At 67.6% G+C, this 20,581-nt stretch carries 18 protein-coding genes; 5 read left to right on the forward strand and 13 right to left on the reverse strand.

Going from position 1 to position 20,581, the window contains the following annotated elements:
* Positions 1-89 precede the first annotated feature (89 nt).
* On the forward strand, positions 90-713 hold the full coding sequence (locus tag J5T34_RS16645; RefSeq protein ID WP_208581051.1) for an OmpW family outer membrane protein: 624 nt from the start codon (positions 90-92) through the stop codon (positions 711-713).
* Between the two features lie 134 nt (positions 714-847).
* Here J5T34_RS16645 and J5T34_RS16650 read toward each other — a convergent pair whose 3' ends face one another.
* Positions 848-2,056, reverse strand: a complete 1,209-nt coding sequence (locus J5T34_RS16650; protein ID WP_347880663.1) for an Ig-like domain-containing protein — start codon at positions 2,054-2,056, stop codon at positions 848-850.
* Between the two features lie 803 nt (positions 2,057-2,859).
* Between J5T34_RS16650 and leuA the strand changes: the two genes are divergently transcribed.
* On the forward strand, positions 2,860-4,545 hold the full coding sequence (gene leuA / locus J5T34_RS16655) for a 2-isopropylmalate synthase (RefSeq protein WP_208580877.1): 1,686 nt from the start codon (positions 2,860-2,862) through the stop codon (positions 4,543-4,545).
* 193 nt (positions 4,546-4,738) lie between these two features.
* Here leuA and J5T34_RS16660 read toward each other — a convergent pair whose 3' ends face one another.
* The 4 genes from J5T34_RS16660 to J5T34_RS16675 form a co-directional block, all read right to left on the reverse strand.
* Positions 4,739-6,238 carry an AMP nucleosidase gene (locus J5T34_RS16660; protein WP_208580879.1) on the reverse strand — a complete coding sequence of 500 codons (1,500 nt, stop codon included), beginning with the start codon at positions 6,236-6,238 and terminating at the stop codon, positions 4,739-4,741.
* Positions 6,239-6,333: 95 nt separating this feature from the next.
* Positions 6,334-7,314 (reverse strand): Bug family tripartite tricarboxylate transporter substrate binding protein, encoded by a 981-nt coding sequence (locus tag J5T34_RS16665; protein WP_208581056.1) that lies wholly within the window; start codon positions 7,312-7,314, stop codon positions 6,334-6,336.
* Positions 7,315-7,414: 100 nt separating this feature from the next.
* A complete protein-coding gene (locus tag J5T34_RS16670; RefSeq protein WP_208580881.1) occupies positions 7,415-7,762 on the reverse strand; it encodes an AtuA-related protein in 348 nt (115 codons plus the stop codon).
* Between the two features lie 2 nt (positions 7,763-7,764).
* Complete coding sequence (locus tag J5T34_RS16675; protein ID WP_208580883.1) at positions 7,765-9,129, reverse strand: acyclic terpene utilization AtuA family protein; 1,365 nt, start codon at positions 9,127-9,129, stop codon at positions 7,765-7,767.
* A 157-nt stretch (positions 9,130-9,286) separates the two neighbouring features.
* Here J5T34_RS16675 and J5T34_RS16680 point away from each other — a divergent pair, with 157 nt between their 5' ends.
* Complete coding sequence (locus tag J5T34_RS16680) at positions 9,287-10,213, forward strand: LysR family transcriptional regulator (protein ID WP_208580885.1); 927 nt, start codon at positions 9,287-9,289, stop codon at positions 10,211-10,213.
* Here the strand turns inward: J5T34_RS16680 and J5T34_RS16685 are convergent.
* Positions 10,204-10,974, reverse strand: a complete 771-nt coding sequence (locus J5T34_RS16685; protein ID WP_208580887.1) for an SDR family oxidoreductase — start codon at positions 10,972-10,974, stop codon at positions 10,204-10,206. The genes J5T34_RS16680 and J5T34_RS16685 overlap by 10 nt on opposite strands.
* 97 nt (positions 10,975-11,071) lie before the next feature.
* Between J5T34_RS16685 and J5T34_RS16690 the strand changes: the two genes are divergently transcribed.
* The gene (locus tag J5T34_RS16690; RefSeq protein ID WP_208580889.1) at positions 11,072-11,899 is read left to right on the forward strand and encodes a hypothetical protein; all 828 of its coding nucleotides are present in this window, start codon (positions 11,072-11,074) and stop codon (positions 11,897-11,899) included.
* An 80-nt stretch (positions 11,900-11,979) separates the two neighbouring features.
* On the opposite strand, the gene gcvA is transcribed toward J5T34_RS16690, so the two are convergent.
* The 7 genes from gcvA to J5T34_RS16725 all read right to left on the reverse strand — a co-directional run bounded on the left by gcvA (position 11,980) and on the right by J5T34_RS16725 (position 19,057).
* On the reverse strand, positions 11,980-12,891 hold the full coding sequence (gene gcvA, locus J5T34_RS16695; protein WP_208580891.1) for a transcriptional regulator GcvA: 912 nt from the start codon (positions 12,889-12,891) through the stop codon (positions 11,980-11,982).
* A 172-nt stretch (positions 12,892-13,063) separates the two neighbouring features.
* A complete protein-coding gene (locus J5T34_RS16700; RefSeq protein WP_208580893.1) occupies positions 13,064-13,576 on the reverse strand; it encodes a DUF1269 domain-containing protein in 513 nt (170 codons plus the stop codon).
* Positions 13,577-13,811: 235 nt separating this feature from the next.
* Positions 13,812-15,233, reverse strand: coding sequence for an acetate kinase (locus J5T34_RS16705; RefSeq protein ID WP_208580895.1), 1,422 nt, complete (start codon positions 15,231-15,233; stop codon positions 13,812-13,814).
* A gap of 163 nt (positions 15,234-15,396) precedes the next feature.
* Positions 15,397-16,287 carry a flagellin gene (locus J5T34_RS16710; protein ID WP_244258993.1) on the reverse strand — a complete coding sequence of 297 codons (891 nt, stop codon included), beginning with the start codon at positions 16,285-16,287 and terminating at the stop codon, positions 15,397-15,399.
* 12 nt (positions 16,288-16,299) lie between these two features.
* Complete coding sequence (locus J5T34_RS16715; protein WP_208580897.1) at positions 16,300-16,992, reverse strand: C39 family peptidase; 693 nt, start codon at positions 16,990-16,992, stop codon at positions 16,300-16,302.
* A gap of 8 nt (positions 16,993-17,000) precedes the next feature.
* Positions 17,001-17,501, reverse strand: coding sequence for a hypothetical protein (locus J5T34_RS16720; protein WP_208580899.1), 501 nt, complete (start codon positions 17,499-17,501; stop codon positions 17,001-17,003).
* 164 nt (positions 17,502-17,665) lie between these two features.
* On the reverse strand, positions 17,666-19,057 hold the full coding sequence (locus tag J5T34_RS16725) for a hypothetical protein (protein WP_208580901.1): 1,392 nt from the start codon (positions 19,055-19,057) through the stop codon (positions 17,666-17,668).
* Positions 19,058-19,787: 730 nt separating this feature from the next.
* Here J5T34_RS16725 and J5T34_RS16730 point away from each other — a divergent pair.
* Entirely contained in the window at positions 19,788-20,570 is a 783-nt protein-coding gene (locus J5T34_RS16730) for a GntR family transcriptional regulator (protein WP_174106225.1), read from the forward strand.
* The last annotated feature ends 11 nt before the right edge of the window (positions 20,571-20,581 follow it).

Consider the following 20,581-nt stretch of genomic DNA (forward strand, 5'->3'; position numbering starts at 1 on the left):
TCTTTCCCAGTCCTGTCGATAACAACATGAGCCCGATGCAATCTCCTCGTCTCCGTTCGACCGCCGCCGTCGCCGGCCTGATCGCCGCGATGATGGCCTTCTCCCCGCTGCATGCCACCGCCGCCGATGCGGTCGGCACCGCAGCCGACACGCCAGCCGGTAGCCAACCGGAAGGCAACTGGATGGTCCGCCTGCGCGGCACCTATCTCGACGTTGCGCAGAAGTCCGATCCCGTCGGCGGTGTCGGTCCCTCGGACCGGATCGGCGTCAACAACAAGTGGATCCCCGAGCTCGATGTCACCTATTTCTTCACGCCGCATATCGCCGCGGAGCTGGTGCTGACCATTCCGCAGAAGCACGACGTCTATCTCGACGGCAACAAGATCGGAACGTTCAAGCATCTGCCGCCGACGCTGCTGCTGCAGTACCACTTGCGGCCGCACGCCACCTTCCGGCCGTATGTCGGCGCGGGGCTGAACTTCACGCGGATCTGGGGCGCGGATATCGCCGGCAATACGCTGTCGCTGGACCGCTGGAGCATCGCGCCCGCGCTGCAGATCGGCATGGACTACCGGCTGACGCGCAACTGGTATCTCAATGCGGACATCAAGAAGGTGTGGCTCTCCAGCGATGTGAAGGCCGCCGGCGCCAAGGTGTCGGAGGTCAAGCTGGACCCGTGGCTGTTCAGCGTCGGCGTGGGATATCGGTTCTGAGATCGCGTCCTTTTGCCACGCAGAAACGGGTACGCTCGTCTCTCCGCGCCTCCGTGGCGGACCGACAAGACGCCCCCAGGGCGTATCGCCATGGGGGCGGTTCGGCACGGCACGGCGCGCAAGCTGTGTCCGACTCAGATCGCCGTGCCCGCAATCGTCACCGACAGCCGTTGCCCGGTCTTCCTGACGCTGCAGCTGGCGGTCAGCGAGAAGTCGCCGCGGGTCAATGGCGTCACGCCGACCTGGCCCGGATGCGTGGCGGGGGTCACGGCGATGTTGCCGGCGTGCTGCCAGTCCCAGGCCTCGCACTCGAGGAAGGTCAGCGCGTTGCCGCGATGCCTGACCGTTGCGGTGACCGGGATCGGCAACGGCGGCATCGTCGTGATGCGCAGCGGTTGCGGGCCGTCGTACACCAGCGCCCAGGCCGGCTGCTCGGTCACGGTCAGGCCGGCGCTCGGCGTGGCATCCAGCGTCCTGCTGGTGGCGGTGACCTTCAACAGGCTCTGCAGCGGATCGGCACCATTGGGGCGGCCGGTGTTCAGCGTGAAGCCACTCCCACTCGCATCAGGCTGCGCCGACAGCGACGGCGAGGTGCTCGCGTACGACCATTGACCATCGAACTGCACGGTCGCATCGGTGCCGTCGCTGCGCATCACGCGCGCGGACAGCGTGGCCGGATAGCCGTTCAGGATCGAGATCGCGTCGATCGGCGCGCCGTTGCGCAGCAGTTCCAGCGTGTAGGCGTAGCTGCCGTTCCTCAGCACGACCACGGCGATACGCGCGGCGAGCGCGACGCCATCGGGCGCCGTCACGCCGACCGTCACCGTGCCTTCGACCGTGCTCGTGGTCGAGGCGTTGACCCCGTGCAGCGTCGCATGTTCGCGGTCGGCACTGAGCTGGATTCCGGCGGCCGAGCTCGCCCAGGCCCAGTCATGCACGGCGGCGGACACGTCGATGCCATCGCCGTCGAGCAGCGTGGCGCGAATCGGCCGTGTTTCGCCGTGGGCCAGCGACAGCAGCGAATGCGAGACCGCCAGGCTGTATTGCCCGCTGGCGGCGACGGCGATGGTGGCGCTTTGCACGGGCAGGACGATCGCCTTGCCGTCGGCGCCGTTGATGGTCGCGGCGACCTGCACATTGACGGTACCCGGTGCGATGCCCGTCACGACCGCGGCACCGGCGACGGTGGTGCTCGGCGTTACCGTCGCGACCGCGGGGTTGGACGAGCTCCACGCGTAGCTGCCCTGGGCGGTGACGTCCTTGCCGTTGCTGTCGACCACCACGGCGGCCAGCGTCAGCGTGCGGCCCACGCCAACCTGCCCCGCCGATTGCCCGAGCGTCACGGTATAGCTGAGCGTCGTGGGCGAGCCCGTGGACCCGGGTCCCGAAACTCCACCGGAACCGGAACCCGGGCCCGCACTCGGATTCGCTGCTGCGCCATCGCCCCCGCCACCGCCGCCACATGCGGCCAATACCATCGCTGTCAGCGCCGCCCCGACCCAGGCGAGCGCCTTCGACCCCATCCCCGTTCTCATGATGTCTCCCCGTTTGCTGGGCCAATGTCCCCCTTCAGGCTAGGCGCGTCGGCGGCTTCGCTGTACCGGCCAGGCGGTGGACGATTGCCGCCGTTTGCGTGTGGCAGCGCGCGTTGAGGTACGAGCCGCGATCGCGTTCTCGTCCATTTGGGCGAGGCCACTGAGCGGCGGCGCACCGCACACGCACAGCGGCTCGCTTGACGAGTCGACGCTCGATGCACTACGCTTGGTGTCGCTTCTGCACTGTCGAATCTCGACACCCTCACACCAGCCAGCACGATGTCCGTTTCGCCGACCGCCCACCGCCAAGCTGCCGATGCCCTGCGCATCGCTGCGTCGGCGCACGCGCGTCGTGCGGTCGCCATCGACGCCTGCGGCTCCGTGGTCCTCGCGCTCGTCAGCGCTCCCTCCTCGCTACAACTAGACCTACCGACCGGTTGCCGGGCCTAGCGCCCCGTGGCAGTTCGGCAGCCTGTCGCCACCTTTCCGTTCGCTTTGGCGCGCCGCAATCCGCTTCGATTGCGATCCTGATCGGCATTCGATCGTTCGTTCGCCATGCGTCCCCGCTTTTCCCTTTTGCCATCGCGATTTCTCGCGAGGAGGACCCGTTCATGCTGCGCAACCCCGCCGTCAAATACCGTCCCGCCACCACCGTCGATCTGCCCGATCGCACCTGGCCCAACCAGCGCATCACGCGCGCGCCGATCTGGATGAGCACCGATCTGCGCGACGGCAACCAGGCGCTGATCGAGCCGATGAACGCGGCCAGCAAGCTGCGCTTCTTCGAACAACTGGTGCAGATCGGCCTCAAGCAGATCGAGGTCGCGTTTCCGTCGGCATCGCAAACCGATTTCGATTTCGTGCGGATGCTGATCGAGCAGAACCGCATTCCCGACGACGTGGCCATCGTCGTGCTGACGCAGGCGCGCGACGACCTGATCCGCCGCACCATCGATTCGCTGCGCGGCGTGCCACGTGCGGTCGTGCACCTGTACAACCCGATCGCGCCGGCCTTTCGCCGCATCGTGTTCGGCGCGAGCCGCGACGAGGTCAAGCAGATCGCGCTGGCCGGCACACGGCTGATCCGCGAACTGACCGATGCGATTCCCGATACCGCCTGGACCTACGAATACTCGCCCGAGACCTTCAGCATGACCGAGCTCGATTTCGCGCTCGAGGTCAGCGATGCCGTCGCGGATATCTGGGAGCCGAGCGCGTCGCGGCCGATGATCCTGAATCTGCCGAGCACGGTCGAATGCAGCACGCCCAATGTGTTCGCGGACCAGATCGAATGGATGCATCGCCATCTCGCGCGCCGCGCCGACATCGTGCTGTCGGTCCATCCGCATAACGATCGCGGCACCGCGGTGGCGGCGGCCGAACTGGCGGTGATGGCAGGCGCCGATCGCGTCGAAGGCTGCCTGTTCGGCAATGGCGAGCGCACCGGCAACGTCGACCTCGTGACGCTGGCGTTGAACCTGTATACGCAGGGCGTCGATCCGCAGCTCGACTTTTCCGATATCGACGAGGTGCGCCAATGCGTCGAGCATTGCAATCAGCTGCCGGTGCATCCGCGCCATCCCTATGCCGGCGATCTGGTGTTCACGGCGTTCTCGGGCTCGCATCAGGATGCGATCCGCAAGGGCTTCGCGCAGCAGCAGGCCGACGCGATCTGGGAGGTGCCGTATCTGCCGATCGATCCCGCGGACCTGGGCCGCAGCTACGACGCGGTGATCCGCGTCAACAGCCAGTCCGGCAAGGGCGGCATGGCGTATCTGCTCGAACAGGTGCATGGGCTGTATCTGCCGCGCCGGCTGCAGATCGAATTCAGCCGCGCGGTGCAGCGGATGACCGATCAGACCGGCGCCGAGGCCAGTGCCGACGATCTGTATGCGCTGTTCCGCCGCGAGTATCTCGATGTCGAAGCGCCGCTGCGCTATGTGTCGCACCGGATGATGTCGGGCGCGGACGATCAGGTCGAGATCGAGGCCACGCTGGTACAGGATGGCGCCACGCGCGTGGTGCGCGGCAAGGGCAATGGCCCGATCGACGCCTTCGTGCGCGCGCTCGGTATGCCGGTGCGTGTGATGGACTACCACGAGCACGCACAGTCGTCGGGCGCCGACGCGCGCGCGGCGTGCTATGTCGAAGTACGGGTCGGCGAATCAGCGACCGGCTTCGGCGCGGGCATCGACGCGAATCTCGTCACGGCGTCGCTGAAGGCGGTGGTGTCGGGGGTCAATCGGCATTTGCGGGCGGAGGCGGAGCAGCGGGGGTCTGAGCAGCGTGCCGCTTGATTCTGCGTGGCGGTTCAGTTGAGCCGCCTGTTTGCTCCCCTCTCCCGCTCGCGGGAGAGGGGCCGGGGGAGAGGGAAGGGCTTTCGCGCTGGCGATACCGCTAGAGGATTGCGGGCGCCCTTTGCCCTCTCCCCTACCCCTCTCCCGCAAGCGGGAGAGGGGTACACCATCGAAGAGCAAGCGGCGACGCGCTCTATCGAAATGCCGGCTCGTCGAAGCTGCGCAGCTTGCGCGAATGCAGCGCCTCGACGCCGTTCTCGCGCAGGATGCGAATCGCTTCGAGGCCGATGGTCATATGCTGGCTGACGCGCTGGCGATAGAAGGCGTTGGCCATGCCGCGCAGTTTCAATTCGCCATGCAGCGGCTTGTCGGACACGCATAGCAGCGTGCCGTAGGGCACGCGCAGGCGGAAGCCGTTGGCGGCCACCGTCGCGCTTTCCATGTCGATCGCGATTGCGCGCGACTGGTTGAAGCGGGCGTACAGCGTCTTCGACTTCAGTTCCCAATTGCGATCGTCGGTGGAGACCACGGTGCCGGTCCGCATCCGCGTCTTCATCTCGTTGCCGGGCAGGCCGGTGATGCGTGCCACCGCTTCCTGCAGCGCAACCTGAATCTCCGCGATCGGCGGCACCGGCACCCACGGCGGCAGGTCCTGGTCGAGCACGTGGTCGTCGCGCACATAGGCGTGCGCCAGCACATAGTCGCCGAGCTGCTGCGAGCGGCGCAGGCCGCCGCAGTGGCCCACCATCAGCCAGCAATGCGGGCGCAGCACCGCCAGATGGTCGGTCATCGTCTTGGCGTTGGACGGGCCCACGCCGATATTGACCAGCGTGACGCCGAGCCGGTCCGCGCGCACCAGGTGATAGGCGGGCATCTGCGGCAGCGCGCGCGGATACAGCGCCAGATCGGGGTCGGCCTCGCCGTGGTTCTGCACGATATCGCCCGGCTCGACGAAGCGGACGTACTCGTCGCCATCGGCCCCATCGGCGCCGCTCATCAGCGAGCGGCCCAGCGCGACAAACTCGTCGACATAGCGCTGGTAGTTGGTAAACAGCACGAAACGCTGGAAGTGCTGCGGCGCCGTGCCGGTGTAGTGGTACAGGCGCTGCAGCGCCAGATCGACGCGCTCGGCGGGAAACAGCGACAGCGGCCAGGCTTCGCCAGGCACCGGTTCGTAGGTGCCGTTGGCAATCGCATCGTCGATGCGGCTGAGCTCGGGCAGCACGAACGACGCCTCGAGTTCGCGGGCCTGCGTATAGCTGATGTCGGTGGTCGAGGCCTCGATCACGAAGGGCAGCGGAATCGGCCGCCGGCTGGTGCCGACCACCACCGGCACGCGGTGATAGCGCATCAGCCGTTCGATCTGGTCGCGGTAGTAGTCCGCAAAAAGATCGGGCCGTGTCACGGTGGTGCCATAAACCCCGGGATACGCCACGGTGCCCCACGATGGCCGGCTGTCGGTGACCATCGTTTCGATATTGACCGAGATGCCCAGATAGGGATAACAGGCGTGGGCGGCGGACGGCAGCGGCTCGCCGCGGGCAAAGGCATCGAAGCGCGCGCGCACCGCGCCGACCGCGCTATCGTAGATTTCGCCGATGCGCGCCAGCGCGGCTTCGGGGTCCGTGAATTCGGCCAACTGGTCGGCCGGATGGGCGGAAGAGAAGATCGAGGCTTGCATGGCGACGATCATACTCCGGCCCGCACGTGCCCGGCACACGACCGTACTGGCTACTCGGGAAACTGTCGCCACGTCGTCCCCGCGAAGGCGGGGACGACCACCTCCGCTTACTCCGGCTGGATATTGGCGGCGCGGATGATGCGCCCCCACTTGGCGGATTCCTGCTGCTGGAAGGTGGCCAGCTCGGCCGGCGTGCTGGTGAAGATCTCGGTGCCGGTGCTGCGATAGAACGTGCTGGCGGTCTGGCTGCGCGCCGCCTTGACCAGCAGGTCGTTCAGCTTGGCCACCACCGGCTGCGGCGTGCCCGCGGGCGCGTACGCGGCGAACCAGTAGCTCATCTCGTAGCCCTTGACGCCGGCCTCGTCGATGGTCGGCACATCGGGCGCCAGCGGCGAGCGGGTCTTGCCCGACACGCCCAGCGCACGCAACTTGCCGCTCTTGACCTGCGGCAGGCCGGTCGCGGTATCGGTGATCATCATCTGGATCTGGTTGCCGAGCAGGTCGGTCACCGCCAGCGGATTGCTCTTGTAGGGCACGTGCAGCAGCTGGACCTGTGCCATCTGCTGGAACAGCTCACCCGCGATGCGCGACGACGAGCTGCCGCTGCCGAAGCTCAGCTTGCCAGGCTGCTGCTTGGCCAGCGCGATGAACTCGCCCACCGTCTTCACCGGCAACTGCGGGTTGACCACCATGATCTGTCCGCCCTTGCCCAGCGCGGTAATCGGCGTGAAGTCCTTGACCGGATCGTAGGGCAGCTTCTTGAACAGATGCTCGTTGGCCGCATGCGTGGTGTTGGTCGTGATCAGCACCGTATAGCCGTCGGGCGCGGCCTTGGCCACGTCGGAGGCCGCGATGAAGCCGTTGGCGCCGGGCTTGTTGTCGACCAGGACGGTGACCTTGGCATCGGTGGTCATTGCCTGTCCGATCGCGCGGGCCAGCTGGTCGGTGGCGCTGCCGGCGGCGAAGGGCACGACGAAGCGGACCGGCTTGTCGGGGAATTCCGCGCGCGCCGGTGCGGACGGCAGCGCAAGCGCGGTGAAGGCCGTCAGTGCGGCCAGCGCCGGGAGCAGCGTCTTCAGGCGCGGCATCGGCTGCGTTCGCATGGCGGCAGGCAGGAAGCGGGATGGCATGGTTGGGTCTCCTCTGGGTGTTTTATCGGGTCAAGGTGGGCCGATGCGTGGGACCGCGTCAGCCGCCTCCGTGCAGGCGCGGCGGCAAGGGAAGCTCCAGCTGCAGCAGCAGGAACGACAGCGCCTTGCCGTGCGCGTCGAGATTGAGCGCATCGTTGACGCCGCCGTCGAGCACGCCGTCGAGCACGAAGTTCATCGCATGCAGGCTCGGCACGACGTAGCGCGTCACTGCGGCGGGACGGCGATGGCGAAACAACTCCCGCACCGCGTCCTCGGTGACGTGCTGCAGCAGATGCGGGAAATCGCGCTCGTCGTAGGCGATCACGCTGATGTTCGAGCGGTCGCCCTTGTCTCCGGTGCGGGCGTGGGCGAGACGATAGAGCGCAATGGTGTCGGGCGTCGTCATGTTCAGCCTTCGATCAGGGTGTGGCGCGGCGACACCGCATCGCGCGGCACCAGGCACGACATCGCGTTCAGTCGCGGCCGCAGCGCCGTGCGCACGCCGCCGCCGCCGGCAGGGCCGCAACAGTACAGCGCATTGACCTCGCGCAGCAGCGCCTCGGCCACGGCCTTGTCCTCGTGCGCCAGCGCCGCACGCAGCCGCACGTCCTGGCTCTGGGCCTCGTGCGGTTGCGGCGCGGCCAGCCATGCCCCGCCATCGTCGGCCAGCACGCTGAGCACGCCGATCAGGTCGAGCCGCACGGGCACTTCGTGGCCCAGCATCGCCATCCGCTTGCGCACGATGTCGCCCGCCAGCCGGGCGCGCGCCGCGGCGTTCGGTCCGGCGTAGGAGATCTCGCCTTCGGCGATCCAGCCGCCCTCGTGGAACAGATTGGCTTTCAGTTGCGCCGGCCGCGCATGGCCGCGGATATTGCGCACCGCGACGCGGTCCGGGCCGAGCTGCTCGACCGTGACCGCGCTGATGTCGGCGATCACATCGGGCGTCAGATAGGCGGCGGGGTCGTGCACTTCGTACAGCAGCTGTTCCTTGACGGTACGCAGGTCGACGCAGCCGCCGGTGTCCGATGCCTTGCCGATCTCGATGTCGCCATTGTTGTCGAGGCGCACGATCGGATAGCCCAGGGCATGCACGTCGGGAACGTCCTTGAGGCCAGGGTCGGCAAAGTAGCCGCCGGTCACCTGTGCCCCGCATTCGAGCAGATGGCCCGCCATGGTCGCGCATGCGATGCGGTCCCAGTCCTGCCAGGACCATTTGAAATGCGCCATCGCCGGACCCACCGCGAGCGCCGGGTCGGCGACGCGGCCGCATACCACCACCTGGGCGCCAGCGGCCAGCGCATCGGCAATGCCCTGCGCGCCGATATAGGCGTTGGCGCAGACGAAGCGGCGCTCGGGGAACGCCTCGCCCAGGATGCCGGACAGCAATGCGCGCCCGGCGTCGCCGGAGAGATCGTCGCCCTCGACCACGGCAACGCGGGGCCTCGGCAGGCCCAGTTCGGCCGCCAGCGCTTGAACGCGCCTTGCCGCACCGTGCGGATTGGCCGCGCCGAAGTTGCCGATGATCGGAATGCCGTGCGCCAGGCACAGGCCCAGCACCGGCGTCAGCAGCGCGTCGAGCAGCGGCTCGTAGCCGCGCTGCGGATCGGCGCGCCGTGCCAGATGGGCCAGCGCCAGCGTGCGCTCGGCCAGCGTTTCGAAGATCAGCGCGGATGGGCCGCCGTCGGCGATCAGCGTACGCACCACGGGCAGCGCGGCGTCGATGCGATCGCCGGAGAAGCCGGCACCGGAGCCGATCGAGAGCGGAGAAACCATGGCAGGCGCGATATCAGCAGGACGTCAGTCGGAACAAGGGACGGCGCAACTACGCAGCCGATCTCGGCATTCTAGGCACGATGGCCAATTCGGAAAAACGGATTATTTGGATTAATCTAGCGAGGTCCTGGATGAATTCTCCGAGCGATCCGCCGCCATGAACCTGTCCGTCAAGCATCTGCGCGCCTTCGTCGCACTGGCCCAGCAGCGCAATTTCACGCGCGCGGCGCAGGCCTGCCATCTGTCGCAGTCGGCATTCAGCGCGCTGATCCGCACGCTGGAAGAGCAGGCGGGCGCCCGGCTGTTCGAGCGCACCACGCGATTTGTCGAACTCAGCGCCGAGGGCCGCCGCTTCGAGGAGGTGGCCGAGCGCCTGCTGGCGGATTTCGAGGACGCCTTCGCCGATCTGCGCGACCATGCCGAGCGCCGCAAGGGGCGGGTCGCGATCGCGGCGCTGCCGTCGATCGCCGCCGGCGATCTGCCGCCGGTCCTCGCCGCCTTCCGCGAGCGCTACCCGGGCATCGCGCTGGCGCTTCACGATGTGCTGGCCGACGGCTGCATCGATCTGGTCCGGCGCGGCCGCGTCGACTTCGCGCTGGCGCCGGCGCCCGGCCAGGATGCGGACCTGAAGATCGAGCCGCTGGTGGCGGACTCCTTCCACGTGGTCTGCCCGGCCGATCATCCGCTGGCCACGCGCCGCAGCATCGCGCCGTCCGCGCTCGCCGGCCTGCCCTTCATCCATCTGTCGCGGACCAGCAGCGTGCGCCAGCATCTGGATGCCGCGCTGCATCCGACGCGGCTCAATGGCGTGATGGAGGTCGAGCATCTGGCCACGGTGGCGGGCCTCGTGGCAGCCGGGCTGGGCGTCACGGTGGTGCCGTCGCTGGCACTGTTCCAGTTCCAGCTGCCGAACCTGGCGATCCGACCGCTGCGGCTCGAATCGCTGGTGCGCGATATCTGCCTGGTCCGGCTGCGCGACCGCGGCGATTCGGCCGCGGCCAGCGCGATGCTCGACTACGTCCATGCCCACTTCCGCAAGCGGCGCGGCACGCAGGATACCGAGCGGCGGACGCGTCAGAAGTGAGCGAGATAGCCGCCGTCGACGGCCAGCACGTGGCCGGTGATATAGGACGCCGCCGGCGAAGCCAGAAACACTGCGGCGCCCGCGATTTCGTCCGGCTGTCCCCAGCGGCCCAGCGAGGTACGGCGCTGCAGCCAGTCCTTGACGCCGGCGTCGCCGACCATCGGCTGGTTCGGTTCGGTGGCGAAGAACCCCGGCGCAATCGCGTTGACGGTGACGCCATCGCGCCCCAGGTCCGCCGATAGCGAACGCGTCAGCGCATCGAGCGCGCCCTTGGTGGCGGGGTACAGCACGTCGTCGCCGCGGGCGACCTGTCCCGCGATCGAGCTGACATTGATGATGCGGCCGTAGCCGCCACGGCGCATCCGCATCGCCGCATGCCGGCACAGGTTGTACGGCGCGACCAGATTGGTCTCCATCATCGCGCGCAGGTCGCCGGTATCGAGCTCCGCCATGGCCTGCCGATTGCGCGCGCCGGCGTTGTTGACGAGGATGTCGAGCCGGCCGTATTGCCTGTCGATGCTGTCGAACGCCTGGGCTACCGCGGCCTCGTCGGTGACGTCGAGCACCAGCGGATAGGCGCCCTCACCGAGCGCGGCCACGGCCTGCTCGACCCGCTGCGCACTGCGCGCGGCCACCAGCACGGTGGCGCCGGCGGCGATCAGGCCTTTCGCAATGGCCAGTCCAAGGCCCTGCGCGCCGCCGGTGACCAGCGCCACGCGGTCGGTCAGGGAGAAGGGATGGGGGGAGGTATGCGCGGACATGCGGGGGAATATACCGCAGTGGTGCTCGATCATCGCGTCATGAAGGAACCCACGAGCAGGCGATGAGACACGACCACGTTGCGCACGCCGATAACAAATGAAAAAACCCGCACACGGCGGGTTCTTTCGGCACTATCGTCTGTCCTCGGGGGGAGGCTTGCGCCCGCAAGTCCCGTGGCAAGTGTCCGAAATATATAGCGTCCAAAGAATGGCGTCAATTCAAGACAGGCTGACGATCGATGCGGTGAGAGCGGCGTTGTCGCCCGCACGGATGGGAACCTACGAGACGGCGGCAGGCGTGGTCGGCAACGATGATCCCGCGGCCCTGGCCCTCTACGCGTGGAACGCCGAAGTTTCAGGCGCCCTCCTGGCGCCGCTGCATGTCTGCGAAGTCGTTATTCGGAACGCCGTTGCAGACGCCCTGGAGGCCGTCTACGGCAAGTTCTGGCCTTGGTCGGCGAGTTTTGAGCGAAGCTTGCCAGATCCGCCGGCGGGCTATAGTCCCCGTAAGGACTTGCGGAGCGCGAGGAAGCAAGAGGAAACCGCGGGCAAGGTTATCCCGGAGCTCACGTTCGTGTTCTGGCAGAAGATGTTCACCGGTCGTCATGACGCTCGTCTCTGGACGCCTCATCTCAAGCGCGTACTCCCAGGCATACCGGTTGGGGGAACAATTGCCGAACGACGACATGCAGTCTACGGCGACCTCGAGCAAGTCCGAAAACTGCGCAATCGGATCGCACACCATGAACCAATCTTCGGCCGTACGCTCGGCGACGACTATCGGAGGATCCGGAATCTTGTGGCGTATCGATGTGCCATCACGGCCGAATGGCTCCATCAGAATCAGACCGCAACCAAATTGATTCAGGGCAAGCCATATTGCGCGCCCGTGGCGCTTCAAGGCGCAGGTCGTACGCCATTGTGAGTCATCAGAAAATGACGGTGCGGCTGCGACGGTAGGGTGACGTGCCACGCTACCGGCCGTGCCACGGGTGGTCACTCCGCTCACTGTCCAGCTTCGTTCAGAATCCACTCGCGAAACGCCACCACACGCGCATCCTCGCTGCTACTTTCCGGATAGACGAGGTGATAGGCATAGTCCTGCGCCACGCTGACACCGATGTCGAACGGCCGGACCAGCCGGCCCGCCGCGAGGTCGTTGGCGACCATCGGCAGTTCGACCAGACCGACGGCACCGCTGTCGAGCACCGCCTGCACGACGTGCGTGGAATCGGCGAAGGCCATGCAGCGGCTGTCGTCGAAGTTCTCGATGCCGGCGGCCGCCATCCACATCGGCCAATCCGGCCAGACGATGCCTTCGGTGCGGCAATCCACATGGCATAGCGTGTGGTGCAGCAGATCGCGCGGCTCGCGCAGCGGCGGACCCGCCTCGAGCAGGCGAGGACTGCAGACCGGCACCACCACCGTGCCGAACAGACGGTCGGCGCGCGCGCCGTCGTACTGGCCGGCACCGAAGCGGATGGCGACGTCGATATCGTCCGTCTCGAAATCGCGGACCTGCTCGCTGATATCGAACGTCAGTTCCAGGCCGGGATTCGCGGCGCGAAATTGCGGGAGCCGAGGCAGCAGCCAGTTGGTCGCGAATCTCGCTTCGAGCGATACACGCAGATGGGCAGCGCCGCGCGCCATGCGTCGGGCCCGCGCGGTGGCGCGGCGCAGCGTGTCCAGCGCCTCGGCGGTGGCCTCGTAGAGGACCGCGCCGGCGGGCGTCAACCGGATGCTGCGGCTGGTGCGCGTGAACAGCGCCAGGCCGAGCTGGTCTTCGATTTCCTTGATCTGGTAGCTGACCGCCGCAGGCGTCAGGCCGACCTCGTCGGCCGCGCGCGTGAAATTCAAATGCCGCGCGGCCGCTTCAAAGGTCCGGAGGGCGCGCGTGCCCGGCAGCATGCGATTCATCGATCTTCAAGCGAGATGGAAGGGTCGCACGGAAACTACCGGTTTCCTGGCGGGGGGTCAATCCACAGGGAGCGGCGCCGAGCCGGCGCGAAGAGAGGGAACGTGGTGCACGGGCGACGACGCTCGTGCACCACGTTTCGTCAGACTGTCGAAGCGATGCAGCGCGCCGGAATCAGGGGAACGCCGGCACCGCCGGGTCCATCCCCGCGAAGCGCGCTTCCGGATGCGCGCTGCGCAGCAGGGTTTCAATTTCCTCGCAACGGCCGCGCGGCACATCCACGATCAGCAGGATCTTGCCGTCGGCGATATCGGCCTCGAAGGGCTTGAGCCGGCTGTTGGGCGCCGAGCTGCCGATCATGCTGGAGGCCCAGGCACCGAACACCGCGCCGAGCACGGCCAGCACGCCAACGAGGCCCCATTGCGGGGTATCGCCGACGATCGGGAACATCGCCACCACCACGCCGGCGACCACGCCCACCGCACCGCCGATCATCAAACCCATTTCGGCGGCGTGAACGATATCGGAGGTCTGGAACAGATTGGCTTCATGCAGACCGGTCATGTCCATGCCGTCGCGGGCGACGAAGTGGATGTGCCGGTGTTCGACGCGATTGACAAGCAGATCGTCCATGGTGCGCTTCGCGCTGACCACGTCGGGCAATAACCAATAGATGCGTTTGCGCATGACGGATTCCTCCGGGCGAGGTCCCGTCCGTGGGCTGCCGAGGCTGGCAGGTGGCGGCAGATTCCGCCAGCGGGGCGGGTTTTACTTTTGTACGCCACCAGGCAGGGAATCGCAAGCGCGGCCGTGGGGTGCGGTGTACCGGGCCGGCGCGACGTCACGTAGCCGTCACGCCGGCACCGGGCCGACGTGACGGTGATGACGCCAGGACAAGGGCAGGATCGCCCCGAACCCGCGCTCAGAACGTGATCGGCAGCCGCACGTTGACCTGCAGGTCCGGCGTATCGCGCGTCAGCCCTGCACCGACCGAGATATTGAGCGTATAGCGGTCGCTGAAGCGGTACGAATAGCCCACCAGCAGCGAGCCCTGCGTGATCCGCACCGAGCCGGGCACGGTCTGCCCGTTCTGCTTGGTCGGCCAGATGATGCTCTGGTCGTAGCCGATGCTGAAGGACGCGCGCTCGTTCAGCGCCAGGCCCATGCCGAAGTTGAAGCCGAAGATATCGCCCGGCTCGATCTTGCCCAGCGGCTCCTTCTGGCCGTTCAGCACGGTCCGGCTGACGTTGTCGCGGCCGAAGTTGTGCAGATAGCTGAAGCTGCCGAAGAACACCGCCGGATCGGTCGGCAACAGCCACGTGATGCCCGGCTGGATCGCATGGAAGCCGGTGCCGGTCGGCATGCCCAGCGGCAGCCCGGTGCCGGTGGTATTGCCGATGCAGCGCTGCACGCAGTCGGTCACCACCTCGAACGGGCTCTTGCCGGTGTTGGACTTGTAGCGCAGCCAGCCGACGAAGAACGGCATGCGGTCGTTGCCGTAGTTCAGCTGATAGCGCAGCGTCGCCTCGACATCGCCCAGCCCGCTGCCGCTCGAATTGAAGACGTTGTCCACCGCGGTGCCGGTGAAGACTTCGCGGCTGATGGTCGAGCCGGAGCTGTGCACCCAGGGGACTTTCGCTTCGATCTCGAGCCGCTTGGTAATGCCGTAGCGGAAGGCGACCGAGGCGACATAGGTGGACGTCTTGACCTCGCGCACATCGATCAGGCCGATCAGAATCGCCGGAATCACCGTGTAGCCGACCAGCGCGACGCGGTTGTTGGACGAGTACCCGTACTGGAACGCCGGCTCGACCACCAGCCGGCCGGGCGGCGTCAGCACGCCGGGCTGATCGAAGATCGGCGCGATCTCCGGCGGACGGGTCTCGCGCTCTGGCGGCCGCCCGACCGGTTCCTGAACTTGCGCGACCGTGGCGCCGCCATTCGAAGGTCCCTGTGCCGGTGCCGGTGCTTGCGCCTGATTCACCGGCACGTTGGTCGTATTCGGCAGGCCGGTATTGCCGCTGGCCGCAGCCGGCGCCGTGGCAGCGCCGGTCGCGATATCGCCGCCGGTCACGCCCGGCCCGCGCTGTCCGCCGCGCTTGTTGGACAGCGCATCGGCGCCGACGATGCTGCGCAACTCGCGAATCGTGGCCTCTTGCTGGGCCATCGATCGCTTCATCGCATCGAGCACCGCCGCCTGTTCGGCGACCTCGCGTTTCAACGCCTCGAGCTTGGCGGCCGTCGGTCCGTCGTCGGGCAGATTCTGCGCATGCGCCAATCCCCCGAGCAATAGCAAGGTCGAACATCCCGCCTGCCGGATGCCCTGCATCGACCTTTTTCTCATGGCTCTCCTCCCCCGGATGGCGGACTGATTCAGGAGTCCGCGACCTGCTTTGCGTTGTTGCTCTGCACCCCTGTGTGACCGGATGCGACCGTCTGCATCCGTTGCTTCCGCGTAGTTCCGTGTGGTCCCGTGTGGTCCCGTGTGGTCCCGTATGCGTCTGGCTCTACCGCATGCTCGCCGCCCGTTGCAGGGCGCTGTTCAATGCCGCCCCGGCGACCCCCGCGCGGAACGCCTGCAAGGTGTTCACGCCCGCATCGATGGTCAACAGGCTCTGGATCGACTGGTTGTTGAGCGAGTTCTGGATCACGGTCGCCGGCGTACCCGCCAGCGTCCCCGCGTTGAAGCTGTTGCCCGGCCCGTTCTGGATCAGGTTCAGCAAGCCGTTGGTGCTGACCGAACCGGTGGCGGTGGCGATCACCGCCGGCGCCGGCATCGCTGGCGCCCCGGATGCCGGCGCCGGCGATGGCGCCGCGGCCGTGGCGCTGCCCGGCGTGGACGTGGCCGTGCCCGGCTGTCCTGCGCTGGCCGACGAACTGACGCCGCCGCTGCCGGGCGTCGACGTGCCCTGGCCGGGCTGGTCACCCAGCGCGTTGGCCGCGACCGAGCCCGCATTGGCGGCGGTCTGCAGCGCCGCGGCAAGCCGCCCGGCCTGCTCCGAGGTAATGCGGCTGACGTCGGGAATCACCAGGCTGGTCTGCACCACCAGATTGCCGTTGATATAGACGGCGCGTTCGATGCCGAACGACACCTGCAGGCCGGCGGTCTCGAAGCCGCCGCGCAGTGCTTCCAATCGGGCCGATGCGACCGGTTTCCAGCCGGCCATGCCGCTGCGCGCGGCCGCGATGGCTTCGTGATGGGGATCCGCGGCCGGGTGCGACGCCAGGCCGGCGTCCAGGCCGCTGTCGCGCCCCACATCGCGCGGGGCCTGCGCGCTCCACGCCTGGCCGGCGCAGGCCAGCCCCGCGCCGAGCAGCACCGCTGCCGCGGCCGAATTCGCAGCGCCACGGGCGGCGCTGCGGCGCGCCGGCCGCGTAGTCATGGCTTGTCGATACATGGTGACGGGTCCTTAGAAGTCTCCAGCGCCATGCTTTGGCATGACGGTAAAGAACAGACTGTCCCGATTGACCCCCATCCAGTACGGCCCACTGGGTGCGACGCGCCAGTCCGAAGCCTGGTTGAAGCGCGCGAGATCGGTGCGGTTGTGGATCACGAACAGAAGACTACTGTCCCAGATCCGTTCGAAGTGTTCGCGAGACAACGCTCGCGTACCGAGCGCGGGATCGCCGACCAGCACCCGGTTGCCGCGTACGCCCTTGACCACGACGAAATGGTGGTAGCCGTTCTCGACCACCAGCACGATCGCCGGGACCTGGGTTTCCTCGAGCTTCGACAGCGGCAGCTCGAAGCCGTCGGCGATGAAGCCGCGCGACTCGAGGAAGCGCTTCATGTCCAGCAGCGAGAAGCCCTCGCGCTGAATCTTGGCGCGATCGCCAGTCAGGTACATCTGCTGGAACACTTCGGCTTCCGTGACCGGATGGCCGTACTGATAGGTAAGCAGGGTCGCCACTGCGGCCGAGCCGCAGCTGAAGTCGTACTGCTGCCGGATGGTGGTCTTGAAGCGTGCTTCCTTCAGGCTCACCGTCCGGACCTTGTACTCGCTGCCCGCCGGTGGAATCACCACCGTGTCGGCGGCATGCGCCGGCACCATGGCCGACGCGCAGGCGAGCGCCGCCAGCGCGGCGAGGCGTGGCAGCTTCATGGTCCCCTTCATGGCCCGAATCGCACGTTCAGAATCGTCGCGTTCTGGATCAGCGTGTTGGCGCCGGTGTTCTGTATCACCGTGGGCAGGCCGCTTGCATTGGCAAACGCCCCGTCCGAAATGGCGTTGCTCCCCGTGATGACGCGATTGGCGGTGTTGTCCGCCACCACGCCGGCCAGGCGCATGTCGTTGACCACCACTTCGGCGCCGCCGCGGATATCGGCCAGCGCGTCGGTGCCGACCGGCTTGCCGAATCCGGCCAGCACGGTGCGCGCTTGCGTCTGCGTTGGCGTTTGCGCTTGCGTGGGCGCCGATGCCTCGACCGGCGCCGGTGTCGCCGCGACGGCGGTGTCCTTGCTGTTGTCCTCCGGCGTGGTGACGCCGGTCGGCATCGCGGCCGTCGGGCTCGCCGCTTCAGGCGCGGCAGGCGGCTCTGCCGCGGCGTGCAGGCCGGGCCAGAGCAGGATTGCTGTCGTCAAAGCGCCGACAGCGGTGCGGACCGCTCGCATGATGGTGCCTCCTCGTGTCCCGTCTCCGCGTGGCGGACGACCGGACGTTCCGTCGAACGGGCGTCCCGACGCAGGCCGGGACGCCCACTCCTGCAGAGCAACACCGAGCAAGGCGCGATGCCGGCGCGCCATCCTCGCGCCGGCATGCGCGCCCGCGCAGCGTCTTACCTGCCTACAGCCAGGTTGGCCTGGACCGTGACGGCTTGTTGCACCAGCGAACCGAGGCCGCTGTTCTGGTTGGCGATCATGATGCCGGCCGCCGCCTGCCCGACGCTGCTCATCGCGTTGGACATGTTGAACGTGCCCGCATCGGCCAGCGCCACGCCGCCTGCACCACCGGCGCCGCCGGTCGCGCCGTTGCCGACGCCGCCGGTACCGCCGGCGCCCGCGCCACCGGCACCGCCCGCACCGCTGGCCGCGCCAGCCGCGCCGACTGCGCCAGCGCCGGCCGTCGCGTTGCCATTGCTGGCCGTGGTGGTCGCGCCGCCGTTGGTGGCATTGCCGCCGGTACCGCCGTTACCCGCGACGCTGGTCTGCGCGCCGCCGGCGCCGCCGGTGCCGGTGCCGGCACCACCCGAGGCGGTCGCCGCGCCGCCGGTGCCCGCGCCACCCGCACCGCCGGTGCCGGTGCCCGTGCCGCCAGTCGCCGCCACCGCGCCGGTGGTGCCTGCGCCGCCGGCACCGCCCGAGGCGCCGGACGTGCCGCCGGCGGTGGTGACTGCGCCGCCAGTACCGGCGCCGCCCGCACCAGCGGTGGTCGCCGTGGTGTCAGCGCCAGGACCGCGTGCGCCGCCGCCGCTCGAGCTGCTGCTGCCGCCGAGGCCCGCGCTCGCGCCGAGCGATCCGCCCGATGCCGCACCGGCTCCGCCGCCATCGCCGCCGCCGGCAAGGCTGCCGCCGGTGCCATTGCCGCCGGCACCGGTGCCATTGGCGCCGCGCGCTCCCACGCCGACGCTGGCCGCCAATGCACCGCCACCGGTGCCGACACCGTTGGCGCCACGGCCGGCGGTGCCGTTGGCGTTACCGCCGTAGCCGCCGCGGCCCGCGGTCGCGCTGCCGTTGTTGGCATCGCCCGCGGTCGCATCGCCGATCGTTGCCAGGCCGCCGGCACCGCCGTTACCGCCGGCGCCGCCATTGCCGCTGTTGCCGCCATTGCCGCCGGTACCGCCCATGGCATTGCCGCCGGTGCCCGCGCCACCGCGGCCGCCGGCGCCGCCGCTGGCATTACCCAGCTGACGGGCGACGTTGCCGATGTGGCTGACCGTCAGGCCGCTGACCGTGCCGTTCAGGCGCGTCGTGGCGACCGCGCGGCTCGTGTTGAAGGCATTGGAGAAGTTGGCGGTCGAAGTGGAGCCGTTGTTTGCCGCTGTCGTGCCCAGGCCCTCGGCCCATGCGCGTCCGCGGTTCTCCGAATTGGTTTTGGTCGTGGTGGTGGTGTCGTTGTCGGTGACATTGACATTCACCGCCACGGCATCGTCGGTTGCGGTCTGTGCCAAGGCGTGCCCTGTCACCCCGAAAGCCAGGGCGACGGCGGACGCGAGTAAGGTCTTTTTCATACATAGCTCCCAGGAGGATGTTCTCTGCGACTCAGCCCGGGCACAGCCTTCGTCAGACGGAAAACGAAGCGGTAGCCGGGTCATGGTCCGGCATTGGCCAAACCGAAGCGCCCTGCGCATATTCAGTGCCAGCGCCCCATGAAGGCGCCTCTTCCCCTTGTAAAACAAGGCCAAAATAGCCCTGTTGCGGTGCAAAATCCCGCTTTCGGTGCGACACTGGGAGCGCGAATACTGTGAACCGGAACAGACATGTCACATTGGTGTGACAGCGCACGGAAAGCATCGCGGCGCCGTGATCCCGGCCAGCAGAAAAAAATATGTTTATCGCCGGATAGTTAAGTCGTGACACCGATAAAGCCGGAGTGGCAGTCCACGCGTTACGGAATTGAAACGAGCAATCCGGCGGGGTTCAGGCGGTGTTTTTTTAAGCACGTCCTGCATTGGGGGGATGTTTCCGATGGACCGCATCGCCGATCATAGGCGACCGTCGCTGCAGGGCGCTCGATGCGCCGCCTCCGAGCACGAAAACCCGGCAAAAAAATGCCCGCCGAATGGAATCGGTATCGCGTCGACATTGCGCCGACGTTGCTCTGACAAGGCCCGGGACACCCTTGCCAAGCCAATGTGCGAATTCACACGGCCAGACGCAGTGCATTGTTACTATGTTCCATGTCTGATTTAAAGTACATTAAACTTATTGCCGACCTGTCGTCGACTCGCAAGGGAAACCATGAGTGAAGCCGTCGTTCCCCTGTATCACCAGATTTACGTGGTGCTGCGCCAACAGATTGTGGAAGGCCGTTTTGGCCAGGGGCCTCTGCCGGGCGAGATCGACCTGGCCAAGCAATTTCATGCATCGCGCGTGACCATGCGCCGGGTGTTCGATCGCCTGGTTCAGGAAGGACTGGTGCGCCGCCATCGCGGTCTGGGCACCTTCGTCAATCCGCATCCGATCGCGCCGGCAGCGAACGCGCCGCAGACCGTCAGCCTGCTGGACAACCTGCTGGACATGGGCCAGAAGACCTCGGTCAACGTGATCTCGATCGACGAGGTACAGGCCGCCCCCGATGTCGCCGAATCGCTGTGCCTGCAGCCCGGCGACCCGGTCACCAAGGTGGTGCGGGTGCGCCATTACCACGGCGAGCCGCTGTCCCATATCACCGTCTATGTGCCTGCCGATCTGGGCCGCCATCTGACCCGCAAGGATCTGGAGACCACGCCGATCCTGCGGCTGCTGGAGAACCGCGGCGGCCTGAAGCTGGGCCGCGCCACGCAGGTGCTGTCGGCCCGGCTGGCCGACGTGGTGGTGGCCCCGCTGCTCGACGTGCCGGTCGGCGCGGCGCTGCTGGCCACGCGCCGGGTGGTGCAGGACAAGTCGGGCCGGCCGATTCAGCTGCTGCTGGGCCAGTACCGTCCCGACCGCTACGAATACCGGATGGAACTCTCGCCGGCCGGCGGCGACAGCGCCAACGTCTGGGTCGACAACGGGACCCGGACCAGCTTGCGCGACTGACGCAGGCGCGC

Source organism: Cupriavidus gilardii (assembly GCF_017598945.1).
Taxonomy (GTDB): Bacteria; Pseudomonadota; Gammaproteobacteria; order Burkholderiales; family Burkholderiaceae; genus Cupriavidus; species Cupriavidus gilardii_E.